A 16,483-nucleotide genomic window follows, 5' to 3' on the forward strand; every position below is an offset into this window, starting at 1 on the left:
TCTCCCTCCAACAAAAATCAACCGTATGAACAAAAAAATTTCACAAGGAATATTGGTCATTGCCGGAGGCATTTTATTCAGCCTCGTTTTCTGGCAGGAAAAACTGGGCATCAACACCGTATTGTTTGATGCATTTATACTGGCAGCCCTTTTCTACTTATACGCCAATGCCAGGCAAAACGCTGTGGTGAGGTGGCTCGTGATTGGCCATCTCACCTGCCTGGTTATGATCGTACTGCACAACACGCTGCTGAGCAAGATCGCCTTTTCCATTACCCTATTGCTGATAGCAGGCTTTGCAGAGTATACGCACCGGTCGGCCTGGTTTGCCGGCGGTTCTGTATTACTCAATATCATCTTCTGCGTGGCTTCCTTTGCCGATCAGTTCAAACGGAAGCCGGGCACAAAGCGGAAGCGCACCGGCCTGTCAAAGTTCATCCGTTTTGCCATCTTCCCGGTATTGCTGCTGGCCTTGTTTTTTATCATTTACCTTTCTGCCAACAGTGTTTTCCAGGCAATGGCAGCCCGCTTTGAGCTGTATATAGGCCGCTTCTTCTTCTCCTTCTTTAATGTATTCTCGCCGCAACGGTTGTTGTTCCTGTTCTTTGGGGTGTATGTCACGGGTAGCCTGCTCATGCGCAGCCGCGTAAATTACTTTACCCATAAAGAAAGCGCCTGCCAGGATGAGCTGCAACGTTCCCGTATATCCTGGAAGCAACGGATCCAAATGCCCGGCTGGCAGTTTACTGAAACCATCATGGGCCGTTTGGCCCGCGGCATGATGGCCCTGAAAAATGAAAATACCACCGGCATCATCAGCCTGTTATTACTAAATACATTGTTACTGGCCATCAATATCATTGATGTGAGCTACCTCTGGATCAACTTTGATTACATGGGCGATGTATTCCTGTACAAAATGGTGCATGAGGGCACGGAACTGCTCATCGTATCTATTGTACTGGCCATGCTGGTGGTATTGTTCTTCTTCAAGGGTAACCTTAACTTCTACCGCAGGAATAAATGGCTGAAATATGGCGCCTATGCCTGGATATGGCAGAACTGCATACTGGTCATCTCCGTATTGCTGCGCGACTATTATTACATAGCCCGCTATGGACTGGCCTATAAAAGGATTGGTGTATTGTTCTTCCTGCTCATGGTGCTCATCGGTCTCACTACAGTATTCATTAAAATATGGCAGCGGAGAACCTCCTATTTCCTGTTCCGGGTGAATGCCTGGGCTGGGGTAATATTGCTGGTATTAGCTTCCACCATTCACTGGGATGAATTCATTGCCGGCTACAACCTGCAACGGAAGGACCGGGTGCCACTGGATGCAGAGTTTTTACTCACCTTATCCGATAAAACCCTGCCCTTGCTGGAAGCCAACCTCGAAGCCTTTAAAAAGCGGCAGGCTGAAATACCGAAGGAACTATCCGACTCCCGCAGCGGATCTGATTCCTGGAGCCGGGACAATACCTGCGACACCTGTTTTGTGGAGCAAATACGGGCACGGAAAGATCGCTTCCTGCAGCAGCAATCTCACCGTACCTGGCTTTCCTGGAACTATGCCGATGCGTATACTGCGCAGTATTTCCGTAACCATCCTGTTAGTCATTAATCTGTAAGGGTATGTCACATAGCATTGACTGGAACAACAATTGCAGCATTACTACTGACCAATAAAACCATTGATATGAAACCAGGATCTTTTTCTATTCGCGCAAGGGCCAGAAGCTTTCGCTTTGCCTGGCAGGGTATCGTTGCTTTCCTGCAACGGGAGCACAATGCCTGGCTGCATTTTATGGCTACGGTGTGTGTGATCACACTGGCCAGCCTCACAGGACTTGACAAAACAGAATTGCTGGCCCTGGTATTTGCCATCGGCTTTGTATGGGTAGCCGAAATGTTCAATACCTGTATTGAACACATCATGGACTTTGTGTCTGCCGAAAAGCATCCGGACATCAAATTTATCAAAGACCTGTCGGCAGCCGCTGTATTGATCGCCGCTATTACCGCTTTGGTTACCGGTTGCATCATATTCATTCCTAAACTTTTCGCATGAAAAATATTGTGAAGCCTTTATGGCAGTATCGGATGGTCTTTCTGCGCAGCGAGGTAGACCGCATTATGACCTTATCCATGTTATTCAGTGCCGGGATGGTATTGGTGAGGTTCCTGTATACCGGTGAGCGCGATTTCCTTTTTATGATCTGGAACCTCTTCCTGGCTTACATTCCTTATTGCATATCGGGATGGTTGCAGCGTACGCCTTCCTGGGCCGGATACCGGTTGAAATTTGGCCTTGCTTCCATCGTATGGATACTGTTTATTCCCAACAGTTTTTATATCCTCACTGATCTGTTTCACCTGGGTTGGCATTACGGTGTACCGCTGTGGTACGACCTGGCGCTGATCATTTCCTTTGCCTGGAATGGCTTATTGCTGGGCATTCTTTCCGTGCGGCAGATGGAAAAAATAGTACAGCTCTACCTGCCGGGTAAAACAGCCTGGTTATTCCTCTATCCCGTGATGATGCTCAATGCGCTCGGTGTATACATCGGGCGTTACCTGCGGTTCAATAGCTGGGACGTGATCACCAATCCTTTTGGCCTTATAACAGATATTGCCCAACTGGTAGCGCATCCCCTGCAATACAGGGAGGCCTGGGCCATGGTCATCTGCTTTTCTGCCTTGATGATCCTGGTATATACCACGCTAAGAAAAGTGAGTAGAATGATCTGGTAAGGACGGTTTCTTCAAATATGCCCGTTATACCCTTCCATCAATAACGGTTGGTTTAAGTTGGATAAAGGCGTCGCATTCCTGCGATGCCTTTTTTAATCCAATAAAAAAGCGGATCTCCTGGAAAGAGACCCGCCTTGTGTATCAGGAATAAGATAAATTAGAAATCCACACCCATCGCAAAATGCAATACCGGCTTGCCTTTAAAGAAGCCATTCATTTCCCAGCCGGAATCCAGGCGGAGGAAATAGCCGAGCAGCATGCTGCGAACGCCAAATCCATAACCACCGGCAAAGGGACCAATACCGCCGGCTTTGATCCTTACCGTAATAACTGGGTCAGGAACAGGGTCTCCATTGGCGTCACGGGGAACATACATCTGTTGCGGGCGTTCAATATTCTTCACCTCGCCATTCCATACGCTACCCAGGTCAAAGAACTGTACCAACTGGAAGTTGCGTATGAAGGCATTATTGATAGGCCGGTTAATAAGTGTACTGAAGATCGGGAACCGGAATTCACTATTAAGGATAACAGCATTGTTGCCATTGGAAAGGTTCTGCCGGAAGCCACGCAAATTCACTGCCAGTGACTGGTAAGCATAATCATTGGAAGGATCGGGCTTCGGCTCCTGGTTGTATTTGGGGAACATCCAGCCATCCACACCACCCAGGTAATAGATCACTTTCTGGTTGCCCCAGGAGAAATCACCCGCTGCACGGCCGGCCCAGATGAAATTGCGGAAAATAGAATGGTAGTAACGGCCATCAAAACCTACATTGAACATCATGCGGCCGGGTTTTACCAAACCGGGATTGGGCTTGCTGATCTGCGCATTGATATCGGCATATATCTTATAACGCAGGCCATTCCAGATATTCATGGCCTTGGAAACAACATTGTCATGCACCCACTCTATACGGGTTACAGCCCAGGTTTGCTTATTGAGGTCTGGCGCCTTGAGGGTGATCGTATCAAACTGGGTACCACGCACCGTTACACGGTCCAGGCGGATACCGGCAGAAATACGGATGCTGCGCACCTTATCCAGGGGGTATTTGATAATACCCTGGTAGAGGTTGCTGTATGATTTAGCCTCATACACCTGATCGACAGTGCCGGATTGATATTGCACCCCGCCGATCTCCGTTTTACGGTAATAAACCAGTGAATAATCCATGCGGTGTTTCAGGTAATCAACCCGGGCAAACCACTCGCCGCCGCCATCAAAGAGTGATTGGTTAACAGGCGTGAAAATAGAAGTGCCTCCGTTACCCACGCTTACACCACTGCCACCGCCACTGATGAGCGGCAGGCGGATAGCGCCTGTAAACCGGATATCTTCAAACAGATCAAATACGGAAGCTTTCAGCATGCCATTGAAGGCGCCGCCACTCTGTAACTGGATAGGCAGGGCGCCGGTATAAGGCTGATAACGGGTGATCAGTACATCATTATTAAAACCGCCGGAGAAATTATCCATCGAGAATTTCAACCGGTAGGGGAACATCCTGGCTTTTTGCAGTGCGCCCTCTTTTTGTACTACCGGCTGCTGGAATGGATCAATAATAGCGGCTGCCGCCTTGGTAGTATCGGGCTTTTCGGGCTCAAACCCGGTTTCAAAAGCATCTGCTTTCTTTTTGGTAGTCGTATCTCCGGGAATGATCGTTTGCATATCACGACCGGTAGACAGCTTATCGGCGGCAATGGTCCTGCGCCGGTAATCCGTAGGTTTGGGATTCACATTCCGGCGCTGTAATGCATTTTGGTCTACCCGCAGGCGGTACACCATCTTCAGATTGCCTTCCTGCCTTACCTCACTCACCTGCCCCTGATCGCCGGCCGCTTTGGTTTCCACCAAACCACTCTGGTAATTGGTAATGGGGAATACAAAGGAAGAGTCGTTGGTAACGGAATAGGCAAACACAGAATCCGGCGCCGGCTTACCCCAGCTTTTCAGGGTAGAGTCCAGTTCCTCATCACTGGGGTTGCGCAATACCTGGTCACCGACAATATAAACACTGTCAAGACCAGCCCTCCGGGTGGTAAAGAAACCGGCAAAGCGGTTGGCAATACCTGTTTCATCACTCACGAAAGTAAAGTGGGAAGTATTGTATTGTACCGGGTAGCGCGCATTACCATACTTCATTTTGCTGAGTTGGGTAATTTGCCGGAACTCACTCTTATTATAAATATCAGTCAGGAAAATATTATAGCGGTTGGTGGCTACGCCTGTATCGCGTCCAAGCGCGGTGGCATTGGGGCGGTTGGAGGCAAAAATGATCCCTGTTTTATTGGGGAAAGCTACGAAAGAGGCATCCAGGTCGGCATAGGAATCATTGGTCACCTGCTCATAACTGTCATTATCAATCTTATAAATAAAAATGTCTGACTGCCCTTTGCGTACAGCACTCATCAGGATCCTATTAGCATCCAGCATGAAGCCGGCGTTCTGGATCTGTTCAAAATGGGTAAGGTCTTGTTTTACCGGTTTATAATGTTTGACCAGATCATACACAAACAGTTTGGTTTTGCCCGCTTCCCAATAGATCACGCCCAGGCGTGTGCCCTTGCCATCCCAGAACAACAGGGGATAATTGGGGTTGATCTCATTTTCTGCAGAACGTACGCCATTCTTCAGCAATACCCGCCGGTCTACAAAATTCTCATACAACACCACCTGGTTTTGTCCTTTTACAAACTCCACCACAGCGTAGGTTTGGCTGCGGGGCGCAGGATTGGGGGTGAAACGGATGAAATTACGGTTGTGTTTTACCTCTTCGGTCAATATCATATTGCCTTTGGGGGCATTGCGCCGGCCGGTAATATCCTTATAATATTTTTCAGCAGTTTGCTCCATGAAATCACGCAGCACATCCTTAAACTTCTTTTTACAAATGCGTTGGGAGGCGCTATTGAGGTTGCGGTATACACGGGCGAGGTAGAGAAAATAAGTAACATTTTCCCTTTTATACTTTTCGGCAATATAATACCAGAAGGCATGGCCCGCCAGCAGGGGCTTTTCAAAAGCAAACTGGTAAAAATTCTTATACTCAGCCGATAACAGGGCCGATTTCAACTGGTCGTCCAGTTCGGTATTCCAGTCTTCTGCCACATAATCCACATAGCCGTCTACCAGCCATTTGGGAAGGTCCAGCAGGGCCTGGTTGGCGGCAAACTCGCCCAGGTCGTCACCAAACAAAATATTGTCCACCAAAATGCGGGCAATACCCTGGCGCACCTGCCGGCGAAGGTCGGCATGATCGCCATTGAAAAAAATGATCATCTTATTATTCACCAGCTTGGTGATGCCGCCGGTAGTTTGCCAATCGAGGTTGAGGCCGATATTGGATTGTTCCAGCTCATTAAAATTGTTATAAATAACAATATTGGCCCGGCGCTGGAGGCCATATTCCACAAACTGTTCTATGCCGGGCAGCTCTTCTTCGGCAATCTGGAGCACATAATTGGCGATCGTTTGGCCATTTTCATAAAAGTAGGTGTTGAAATTGGTGGACTGATAATATTGCCATTTGAACTTACGGAACTGGACCCGGTTCTTACCAAACTCTACTGTATTCACCTGAGCACTCACATCCATTTGCAAAAGCAATGCGGAAACTAAAACACTAAAAAATACTTTTGCGGATGGCTTAATCTGTTGAAATTGCATAGCCTGTCATTAATGTTTTAAAGTTAAAACAAACCCTGTTACCGGGACAAAAAAATTCAATCGCAGCCGTATATGCTAACAGTAAAAGAGTTTGCCTTCAGCCCTCTCCAGGAAAACACCTATGTAATTTATAATGAACAGGGCGTCTGTTGCATCGTTGATCCCGGCTGTTACTTTGGTAATGAACGCAATGAATTAAAAGAATTCATCTGGGAAACGCACCTTACCCCTAAATATTTGTTAAATACACACTGTCACCTCGATCATGTTTTTGGTAATAAGTTCGTCCATGATACCTGGGGATTAACCTTACACCTGCACGAAAAAGAAAAAGTGATACTGGATTATGGCCCTACGTTCGGACAGAACTGGGGGTTGCCCTTTGACAATTACCAGGGCGACCTCATCTATTTACGTGAAAACGATGTCATCCGGTTGGGTGACGACCAGTTCGTGGTGCTTTTTACACCGGGCCATTCTCCGGGGCATATCAGCTTCTACTGCCCGGAGCAACATTTCGTGGTGAGCGGGGACGTTCTGTTCCACCGCAGCATTGGCCGTACCGACCTGCCGGGCGGCGATTTTGATACCCTGGCCGCCAGCATCCGGAACCAGTTATATACCCTGCCCGATGAAACGGTGGTGTACTGCGGCCACGGCCCCGAAACAACCATTGGAGCCGAAAAGAGGGATAATCCGTTCGTAAAAGCGTAAAAAATGGAGCTATACATATTTGTAATAATAAAATATGTCAATAGCTACAGAGAACTTACAGAGAATATTCAGAGAACCTTCAGAGAACATAAGGAGAATGCCATCCTGGGATCATGTAGGGATTATCCGGGGATTATCTACGGGTTACCCGACCCTTCGGGCATGTATATAGCACCCGGTTATACACTTGCGCAAGTTCATTTCTGGTAGGGTTGGCTACCTGTTCACTGCCCTATTCTGCCGCCTTGGTTCGTGTCCCCACGAACCAGTTTACGCAAAATACTTCCCGATAAAAGGCATCTTCTGCATCTCCCTTTTCTCCACTTTCACGATCAGCAAGGTAAAAAGGCCCAGGAAAAGCAGGGAACTGCCATAATAAACATAGGGAAAGTAAGCCGCTTTGGCGGGGATGTTCCGGGTGATCAGGAACTCATGGATCACATACAGGAGGGTTACAATGACCAGGTAAGTGATCAGCTTTTTCTTCGCATAGGGGATGGGATAATGCTTTTGCCCCTGCACATAGCTCACCACCATCATGAAAGCATAACACACGAAAGTAGCCCAGGCCGCACCGGTATAGTGAAACTCGGGTATCAGCGCAATGTTCAGGACAATGGTAATAATAGCCCCGCCAATGGTTACATAGGCCCCCATCATATTCTTGTTGGTGAGCTTATACCAGATAGACAGGTTATAATAAATACCCAGGAAAATACTGCCCATGGCCAGGATGGGCACAATATGGATGCCTTTTGCGTACTCCGGGTGTTTGGAAGCGATCAGTCCCTTCCAGGACTCCAGGAACAGGGATATCACCAGGAACATGAAACAGCAGGCAATGGTAAACAGCTTCGTGACCCGGGCGTACATTTTCTGCGCCCCCTCGCTCCGGGATTGGTTAAAAAAGAAAGGCTCTGCCGCCATACGGAAGATCTGTATAAATATCGTGATCAGTACGGCCAGCTTATAATTGGCGCCAAATACCCCCAGTTCAAACTCGGCCTGGGTAGCGCTTTCCGTCAGCACCTTGCGGTAAATCACCCGGCTCAGCATCTCATTGATCATACCACCAAAACCCACGATGATCAGCGGGTAGGAATAGTGCAGCACTTCTTTCCAAAGCCTGGTATCAAACTCAAACTTGAAGGAGGTAAATTCCTTATACAGCAATAGTAAGGTAACGCCGCTGGCGATCAGGTTGGCGATGATAAAATAGCCAATGCCAATGCGCGGATTGTATAGTAAGGCCAGCAAGGAATTTTCCCCCGCCTCATGCGCCGGCCGGGCCACATAGAAAAAGAACAATACAATGGCAATATTCAGCAATACGGAGAACACATTCACAAAAGCATACTTGCGCGGGCGTTCTTCCAGCCGCAGTTTGGCCAGCGGTATGGTATATAGGGTGTCAAAAAACACGATCCAGATCATCCAGGTCACAAACTCCGGGTACTTCTTCATTTCTATGAAGTCGGTCAGCGGGCCTTTAAAAGCAAGCAATAAGACGGTCAACAGGATAGTGCTGATCCAGATGGAAATGTTAAGGGTATTAAATAATTTTTGCCGGTCGTGGGTTTGCGCGAAACGAAAGAAGCTCGTTTCGAGTCCATATGTATAGACAACGGTCAGAAACGGTATAACGGCATAGATCTGCGTATAGGGATAGGAGCCATTGGGGTCAAATAACTGAAAACCCAGCAGGCTGACGCCGAAGTTGAGGAACCTGCTGACAATGCGGGGAATGCCATACCAGACTGTCTGACCTGCTAATTTCTTAATGCTCAACTATCGAAGAATTTTAGATTTCGGGTTCAAAATTAAGGGTTAGCATCGCAAAGTGGTCGTTAAACCGGAAAACAGTAATTTTTACAACCTATGTGCGACATATACTTAGTATAACGCCGGGTTTAAGCGTTTATGCTTTAATGTATCTTTATTATATCAAATAATCAAACTATGAAGAGAACTTTACCCTTGCTGCTCGTGCTTGCATTGATAGTAGGCAGCAGCCGTACGAATGCCCAGGTCATTGCCACAGAAGGCAAAGTAGAACACACAAAAGGAGACAAAGTAGCCGCTACCATTGAACTGCCTTACCCCGTAGAAGAAGTAGAAGCCGCCATTGCAGAGCATTTTTCCAAAAAAGGCGGCAAAAGCGATAAAAGCAAGGGCTTCCAGATCTTCCGCAGCATGAAACTAAGGGATGAAGATGTAGAGCTGAATGACCTCCATTTCAAAGTAGAACGCAAAAGCCGTAAGGAAAAGGATATTTCCATCGTATACCTGCTGGTAGGAAGACCCAGTGAAAATGTGGGTCTCCGTTCTTCAGTAGACCGGCATAAAATTGACGAGGCAAAACAATTCTTAAGCCAGTTAACCCCTTCCGTTGAGTCCCATCACCTCGAAAAACAGATCGGGGACCAGGAAGAAGTCATGAAAAAAGCTTCCAGAAAACAACTGGGGTTAATTGATGAGCAGAAGGAACTGGAAGAGAAGATAAAGAACCTGCAGCAAAAACTGGAGCAGAATAAGATCGATCAGCAAAAACAATCAGAAGAGCTCACCCGCCAGCAAGGTGTATTAGACGCCATGAAGGGCAGGAGGAAGAGCTAGGGTTTCGTAAACTCCGGGCATTCCAGCCTCAGATCACCTATTGTCAAAGGCTGCTTCACCAGGTTACAATAATGGTCGTCTCTCCTGTTGCCGTTATAATAGTGACAGTTATAACACATGCGTTGGGTGGAAATAATACCAGTTTGGTTCAGCCGGTAAATGAGATCGAAAACGGAGTAGAGCAAATACTCTTTCTGGTCTACAGATAAACTGTCTACCGCATGATCGAGCGGCATGGTAAAATTCTCTGTGGCCGCGGCCAGTTCCTGTCCTTTGCCGGTGAGCGAAAGAATAAAGCTGCGCGAGTCCTGCGGGTCAGTGATCCGCTGGATCAGTTGCTTTTGTTCCAGGGCTTTCACCGAATCGGAGATGGTGGCCTTGGTTACATTGAACTCCTTCGCCATGAAGGCCGCTTTCCGCTGGTGCGGGGCCGGATGGTATTTTATAAAGAGCAGTAATTGTAACTGGGTAGAACTGAGACCATGCCCCTGTGCCTGCGCCTGCAGCAATACCCGGAATACTTCCGAGATCTTTTCGAGGGAAGCAATGATCTTACTGTTAATGTTGATCAGGTGTTGTTCGGGATTAAATGATGACATAGCTGTTTAGGTATCTCCAAAGGGGTCCTTTGGACCGGGTTTGTATCCGTACCCTCCTTAAAATTCTCCGGCACGGACATAAGGATACGTCATTAATGTTGCTGTAAGTACAACCGCTTTGAACCATGCCTGGTGCATAGCTTCCACCTCTTCCGGCGTATGTCCTTTTTTTGCCAGCAGGGGTTTGATGGTTGCCGTAATAGGATATATGAATGTGATGATATAGCGATAGTGGACAAAAGGGGCGGCTTCTATTTCGTCTGTCTTATTCTTTTTGATCTTATGGTGCCGCAGGGCGATCTCGTACTGGTAGTTCAGCCAGGTTTGATCAAACGGACGATGGCAAATATCCTTCACCCATTGAACGAAGCGTTTCCGAACGGCTGTAAGATATTCCAGATTTGCCATATTATTCTTACTAAAATAAAATAACAGGTGCGGATGGCTGCCTACCAGCTCATACCAGATATCTATTACAGCCTCTGCCTGTTCGGTGAGTACATCGCCGGCCTTGCGCAGGTTTTCTTCATCGGCCGCGGTAAAAAGTACCGTGGCTTTAAGCAGTTCCAATTCCTGCAGGCTAACGGGCGAAACGGCCGTTTTTCCATAATCATACCCTTTGATTTCTGATGCTGTGGTGTCCATAGTTTCCGGTTGAGTGGTGTGTAATAAGGATCCCTAACCTCCCTACTTACGAAAACCACATTATCAAGGGATTAGGAAAATGAAAGTATTTTATTAAATGGACATTAAAAACAGCGCGGGGGATAGTTAATAGATTGAAAAGGAAGGATTAGCGGTTATTCTTCTTCACCTTCTACCTTGTTCAATCCCAGCTTGTCAATAGCAATAGCAGCGGCGATCTGGCTGGCGTCCTTCTTATTATAGGCTTTGCCTTCGGCCAGCAGGGCGCCGTCAACTACAGCGCCGATGGTGAAAAGGCGGCGGCCGCCTTCAATGCGTTCGTCGAGGGTTTCAAACTCCAGGTTTTTGCCATTCTTATTGGCCCAGCCGTACAGTTTATTCTTGTGGTTGATCTCCAGCGCTTCCAGGTCTTCCATATACAGGTGGGGGATGATGATGCATTCCAGCACCCATTTCTTGGTCTTTACAAAACCCTTGTCCAGGTAAATGGCGCCTACCACCGCTTCGAGGGTATTGCCAAAGATCTGGCTCATTTTAAGGGAGTTGTCAAACTTATTATAGAAGGTGATCTTCTTCAGTCCCATCTTAATGGCGATCTCATTCAGCTTATTGCGGTTCACCATCTTGCTCCGCATCTCAGTGAGGAAACCTTCTTCCTTATAGGGATATTTTTTGAAGAGGAAATCGGCTACAATGCCGCTCAGGATGGCATCTCCCAGGTATTCGAGGCGTTCATTATTTTCATCAGCGCTGTCCCTTACCGAGCGGTGTGTGAGTGCGGCCTGGTACAAAGCAGTCTTGCCGGGTGTGAAACCCAGCACATTCCGAAGATTTTTCTTGAAAGCAAGATTGCTTTCCTTACCAATAAAGCGGTCCAGGATTCCCACAATAGTTAAGCTACAATTTTTTTCAGTTAAGCCAAAAAATCAATACGGATAAAGGGCTTACGCGTTGGTACTAAGATACCAAACAACGAACAAGGTTAGTGAAAAATTATGCAGCGTACTCCGGTTAGTACTTTTTAACGATGACACAGGCATTGTGACCACCAAAGCCAAAGGTATTACTCAAGGCCGCCCGCACAATTCTTTTCTGGGGTTTTTCAAAGGTGAAATTCAGACGTGAATCCAGTTCCGGGTCGTCTGTGAAGTGGTTAATCGTAGGAGGTACTATATCATGCTGAACGCTCATAACGCAAGCGATCGCTTCTACTACACCGGCTGCCCCAAGGCAGTGACCAGTCATGGATTTCGTGGAACTGATATTGATATTATAAGCATGTTCACCAAAAACATCGGTAATGGCCTTTACTTCTGCAATATCGCCAAGCGGCGTAGAAGTGCCATGGGTATTGATATAATCAATGTCGCTGGGCTTCATGCCGGCATCATCCAGGGCTGAAAGCATCACGTTTTTGGCGCCCAGACCTTCGGGGTGGGGGGCCGTTACGTGGTGGGCATCGGCAGTAGCGCCGGCGCCGGCAATTTCAGCGTAGATCTTGGCGCCGCGGGCAAGGGCGTGCTCCAGTTCTTCCAGTATCAGTACGCCGGCAGCTTCACCCATGATGAAGCCATCCCGGTCCTTATCATAAGGGCGGCTGGCTGTTTTGGGATCATCATTCCGCTCGCTCATGGCTTTCATGGCGTTGAAACCACCTACACCAGCTTCGCTGATTACCGCTTCCGAACCGCCGGCCAGGATAATATCAGCCTTATTGAGGCGTATGAGGTTAAACGCTTCCATAATAGCATTGGTAGAAGAAGCGCAGGCGCTTACAACGGCGAAGTTGGGACCCCTGAATCCATGGCGCATCGAAATATGTCCGGCAGCGATATCCAGGATCATTTTGGGGATGAAGAAGGGATTGTACCGGGGGGTGCCATCTCCTTTAGCGAAGTTGATCACTTCTTCCTGAAAGGTGATGAGACCACCGATACCACTGGCGAAGACAACCCCGACACGGTCGGGATTGACTGTTTCTTTGCTGATGCCGGCATCAGCTACAGCCTGATCGCTGGAGGCGATGGCTATCTGCGTAAAACGGTCAAGCTTCCGGGCTTCCTTTCTATCGAGGTATTGTAATGGATCAAACCCCTTTAACTCACAGGCAAAGCGGGTTTTGAATTTTGACGCATCAAACAAGGTAATAAAATCCGCACCGGATACACCGTTAATAAGGCCATTCCAATACTCTTGTAAACTATTTCCCAAGGGAGTCAATGCGCCAATACCAGTTACAACAACACGTTTTAATTGCATAGGATTCTTGTCCGGAAGTTTTTTAAGTAACAAATCCGCCTTTCGGGCGTTCACCAGCTATCGAAGGGCGGATTTAATTTATTACACCTGAACCAGGGTCCAGATTACTTAGCATGCTCTTCTAAATAAGCGATAGCCTGACCAACAGTAGTGATGGTTTCAGCTTGCTCATCAGGAATGGAAATATTGAATTCTTTTTCAAACTCCATGATCAGTTCTACGGTGTCCAGTGAATCGGCACCTAAATCATTAGTGAAAGAAGCCTCATTGGTAACCTCTGCTTCTTCAACACCTAACTTATCAACTATGATCTTTTTTACTCTGGTTGCAATGTCTGACATTTTTGTAAAGTTTAGTTACGGCTGCAAAAATATAGATTTTGGCATAATGACAATAAATCACTGGTTTTTAATTATGCTGCAGATATTTTTTAGTTTCAATGATTTGTAGTACTATCCGGCATGAGTTCCCGTAAACTCAATGCCCCGCGGCCCCCTTAAAACCTGTTATCAGTTTATTTTTTAATATATGTAGTCTGCTGTTAAAGGGTAAATCCTTATATTGCAGCGACCGAAACACCACCCAAATACGCTTGCATGGCTCTTAAAATCATTGATCACGGCACCAAAGAATACCAGCAAATGGTTCAGTTGCGGAATGATATTCTGCGCAAACCATTGGGTCTTAGCTTTACCCCCGAAGAACTGGAAAAAGAGAAGGATGAGATACTGATCGGCGCCTTCGAAGAGGAAAAAATGCTGGGCTGCTGCATGCTCATCACCATAGATCCCGCTACCGTTCGGTTACGCCAGATGGCGGTATTAAACAATGTGCAGGGGAAAGGTATTGGCCGGGCCCTTATGCAGTTTGCCGAAAACATTGCCCGCGACCGCGGCTTCCGTAAGATCACCATGCATGCCCGGCAAACGGCCACCGGGTTCTATGAAAAACTGGGCTATGCCATCAACGGCGACCAGTTTGAAGAAGTTTCCATCCCTCATTATATAATGGAGAAGGTACTCTGATTGTCAGCTTGTCAAAGGGCGGCTCACCCTGGTCTAAAAAAGTTTGTCACGCTGTCGAAGGGCTTCCGTCTCTCTTGCTCCATAGGAGCAAAAGCTTTGTAGAAGAATTGTATGTCGTAACCCGCGGACCCGTTAGGGGACGCACCTGTTAGTTCATCCGGAATGTAAGCGCCGCAAAGTCCTGCACCGACAACTGTTCCGCCCGCTTATTAAAAATATCATCCTGCAGCACCTCCGCGCTGAACAGGCTTTTCACCGCATTGCGCAATGTTTTCCGGCGCTGGTTGAAAGCCGTTTTGACCAATACAAACAACGCCCGCTCACTTTTCATAGTTACCGGCGTGGTCAGTGGCAACAGGCGGATGACCGCACTTTTAACCTTGGGTGGTGGATTAAATGCTTTTTCGTCTACCTCAAACAGGTATTCCACTTTAAAAAAGGCCTGCACCAGCACGCTCGTTACCCCATACACTTTACTGCCCTCCCGGGCCGCCACCCGCTGGGCTACTTCCTTCTGGAACATGCCCGTCATGGATTCCAGGTTTTCCTTCCATTCCAGCAGCTTGAACAGGATCTGGGAAGATATATTATAGGGAAAATTGCCCACCACGGTAAACGGGCCTTCAAAAGGAGCGTCAATATCCAGGATGCTTTGGTGAATGATCTTTCCCTGCAGGGTGGGGTATTGCTGCAGGAGCCAGGCTACCTTTTCATCATCCAGCTCCACACACTTGAAATCAATATCCGGCAGGGCAACCAGGTATTTGGTGAGCGCCCCGCCACCCGGCCCTACTTCCAGCAATTGCCGGAAGGGATGTTCCTGTACAGCCTCCACGATCTTGCGGCTGATGTTCTCATCTTTTAAAAAATGCTGGCCCAGTGATTTCTTGAGTGTGTACATGGGACAAAGTTAGGTGGGAAATGGGGAATGGGAAGTGGGAAGTGGGGAGGAGTGTAAATGGCTAGTGGTAAGTGGCGAGTAGCAAGTGGGAAAGGCAGGAAGCCTGAAAGGGTAAGTTGCCGGGCAAAAGCCCCATTCACTACTCACCATTCACCACTCACTTATTCTTCGTACTTTAGCCGCCAGAACCAGGAAATATGAATGCACCGCAACAAAAACCGGTTATCGGTATCACTATCGGCGATTTGAATGGCATCGGTACGGAATTGATTATTAAGACTTTTTCCGATCACCGTATCCTCGAAATGTGCACCCCTGTTATTTTTGCTTCCAACAAGATCATTAACTTTTACCGCAAGGGCATACCCGATCTCAACTTCAACTACCAAAGTATTAAGGAGTTGAGCCGCATTACGCCCAAGCAGGTGAACATCTTCAACTGCTGGGAGGAAGAGGTGGGCATCACCCCTGGTCAGCTTACCGATACCGCCGGTAAATATGCCATACGTTCATTGACCACTGCGGTACAGGCATTAAAAGAAAATAAGATACAGGGACTGGTAACAGCCCCCATACATAAAAAGAATACCCAGTCGGCCGAGTTCAACTTTACCGGTCATACTCCTTACCTGAAGCACATGTTTGGTGTGCAGGACGTGGTGATGCTCATGGTGGCTGGTGACTTCCGGGTGGGACTGCTCACAGAACATGTACCCCTGAAAGAAGCCGCCCAATTGGTAACCCGCGAACGCATCTTATCAAAGCTTAATATCCTCAACCAGTCGCTGATCAAGGATTTTGGCATTGACAAGCCAAAGATCGCGGTACTGGGATTGAACCCCCATGCCGGTGATGAAGGGCTGATTGGTAAGGAAGAAGACGAGATCATTAAGCCCGCTGTCAAGGAAGCAAAACGTTCCATGCTGGTGATGGGCCCCTATAGTGCAGATGCTTTCTTTGCGCGCCGGCATTATACCCGCTTTGATGCGGTGCTGGCCATGTACCATGATCAGGGACTGATACCTTTTAAATCACTGGCGCTGGGCGAAGGGGTGAACTATACAGCCGGCTTACCGGGCATCAGGACTTCTCCCGACCACGGTACAGCGTTTGATATTGCCGGTAAGAACAAAGCAGATCATGCCTCATTCCTCACGGCGATCTATGAATGTATTGATATCATCAATCAACGGATGGGATATGCGGAATACCGTAAGAACCCGCTGAAGAAAATGACCTCTGTTATCCTGGCCAATGCCGTGGATGAAAAGATTGAGATGGAAGAAACAGACGAGTAACC

Annotated in this window: 15 protein-coding genes; 7 read left to right on the top strand and 8 right to left on the bottom strand. The window is 47.7% G+C overall.

The window, feature by feature from the left end:
* Positions 1–25: 25 nt before the first annotated feature.
* From HB364_RS07795 to HB364_RS07805, 3 genes are all read left to right on the top strand, one after another.
* Positions 26–1,624 (top strand): DUF4153 domain-containing protein, encoded by a 1,599-nt coding sequence (locus HB364_RS07795; RefSeq protein ID WP_167287294.1) that lies wholly within the window; start codon positions 26–28, stop codon positions 1,622–1,624.
* A 75-nt stretch (positions 1,625–1,699) separates the two neighbouring features.
* Entirely contained in the window at positions 1,700–2,071 is a 372-nt protein-coding gene (locus tag HB364_RS07800) for a diacylglycerol kinase family protein (protein ID WP_167287295.1), read from the top strand.
* Entirely contained in the window at positions 2,068–2,754 is a 687-nt protein-coding gene (locus tag HB364_RS07805) for a DUF1361 domain-containing protein (protein WP_167287296.1), read from the top strand. The genes HB364_RS07800 and HB364_RS07805 overlap by 4 nt, the downstream gene beginning before the upstream one ends.
* Before the next feature lie 157 nt (positions 2,755–2,911).
* Here the strand turns inward: HB364_RS07805 and HB364_RS07810 are convergent, their stop codons facing one another.
* Entirely contained in the window at positions 2,912–6,352 is a 3,441-nt protein-coding gene (locus HB364_RS07810; RefSeq protein WP_246228356.1) for a hypothetical protein, read from the bottom strand.
* Positions 6,353–6,496: 144 nt separating this feature from the next.
* Here HB364_RS07810 and HB364_RS07815 point away from each other — a divergent pair, with 144 nt between their 5' ends.
* Positions 6,497–7,138: an MBL fold metallo-hydrolase gene (locus HB364_RS07815; RefSeq protein WP_167287298.1), complete on the top strand. Its 642-nt coding sequence runs from the start codon at positions 6,497–6,499 to the stop codon at positions 7,136–7,138.
* Between the two features lie 270 nt (positions 7,139–7,408).
* On the opposite strand, the gene HB364_RS07820 is transcribed toward HB364_RS07815, so the two are convergent.
* Entirely contained in the window at positions 7,409–8,926 is a 1,518-nt protein-coding gene (locus tag HB364_RS07820) for a lipopolysaccharide biosynthesis protein (protein ID WP_167287299.1), read from the bottom strand.
* A 171-nt stretch (positions 8,927–9,097) separates the two neighbouring features.
* On the opposite strand from HB364_RS07820, the gene HB364_RS07825 reads away from it, so the two are divergent.
* Positions 9,098–9,754 (top strand): hypothetical protein, encoded by a 657-nt coding sequence (locus HB364_RS07825; RefSeq protein ID WP_167287300.1) that lies wholly within the window; start codon positions 9,098–9,100, stop codon positions 9,752–9,754.
* Here HB364_RS07825 and HB364_RS07830 read toward each other — a convergent pair.
* From HB364_RS07830 to HB364_RS07850, 5 genes are all read right to left on the bottom strand, one after another.
* Entirely contained in the window at positions 9,751–10,353 is a 603-nt protein-coding gene (locus HB364_RS07830; protein WP_167287301.1) for a MarR family winged helix-turn-helix transcriptional regulator, read from the bottom strand. The two genes, HB364_RS07825 and HB364_RS07830, sit on opposite strands and share 4 nt — an antisense overlap.
* A 57-nt stretch (positions 10,354–10,410) precedes the next feature.
* The gene (locus HB364_RS07835; protein ID WP_167287302.1) at positions 10,411–10,998 is read right to left on the bottom strand and encodes a protoglobin domain-containing protein; all 588 of its coding nucleotides are present in this window, start codon (positions 10,996–10,998) and stop codon (positions 10,411–10,413) included.
* A gap of 155 nt (positions 10,999–11,153) precedes the next feature.
* Positions 11,154–11,885 carry a ribonuclease III family protein gene (locus HB364_RS07840; RefSeq protein ID WP_167287303.1) on the bottom strand — a complete coding sequence of 244 codons (732 nt, stop codon included), beginning with the start codon at positions 11,883–11,885 and terminating at the stop codon, positions 11,154–11,156.
* 124 nt (positions 11,886–12,009) lie between these two features.
* A complete protein-coding gene (gene fabF, locus HB364_RS07845) occupies positions 12,010–13,257 on the bottom strand; it encodes a beta-ketoacyl-ACP synthase II (RefSeq protein ID WP_167287304.1) in 1,248 nt (415 codons plus the stop codon).
* 104 nt (positions 13,258–13,361) lie between these two features.
* Positions 13,362–13,598, bottom strand: a complete 237-nt coding sequence (locus HB364_RS07850; protein ID WP_038103191.1) for an acyl carrier protein — start codon at positions 13,596–13,598, stop codon at positions 13,362–13,364.
* Positions 13,599–13,853: 255 nt separating this feature from the next.
* Here HB364_RS07850 and HB364_RS07855 point away from each other — a divergent pair, with 255 nt between their 5' ends.
* Complete coding sequence (locus tag HB364_RS07855; RefSeq protein ID WP_167287305.1) at positions 13,854–14,282, top strand: GNAT family N-acetyltransferase; 429 nt, start codon at positions 13,854–13,856, stop codon at positions 14,280–14,282.
* Between the two features lie 148 nt (positions 14,283–14,430).
* Here HB364_RS07855 and rsmA read toward each other — a convergent pair whose 3' ends face one another.
* Positions 14,431–15,183 (bottom strand): 16S rRNA (adenine(1518)-N(6)/adenine(1519)-N(6))-dimethyltransferase RsmA, encoded by a 753-nt coding sequence (gene rsmA / locus HB364_RS07860; protein ID WP_167287306.1) that lies wholly within the window; start codon positions 15,181–15,183, stop codon positions 14,431–14,433.
* 197 nt (positions 15,184–15,380) lie between these two features.
* Between rsmA and pdxA the strand changes: the two genes are divergently transcribed.
* Positions 15,381–16,481, top strand: coding sequence for a 4-hydroxythreonine-4-phosphate dehydrogenase PdxA (pdxA, locus tag HB364_RS07865; protein WP_167287307.1), 1,101 nt, complete (start codon positions 15,381–15,383; stop codon positions 16,479–16,481).
* Positions 16,482–16,483: the final 2 nt, after the last annotated feature.

The sequence above is a fragment of the Paraflavitalea devenefica genome, from assembly GCF_011759375.1.
In the GTDB taxonomy this organism is placed as follows: Bacteria; Bacteroidota; Bacteroidia; order Chitinophagales; family Chitinophagaceae; genus Paraflavitalea; species Paraflavitalea devenefica.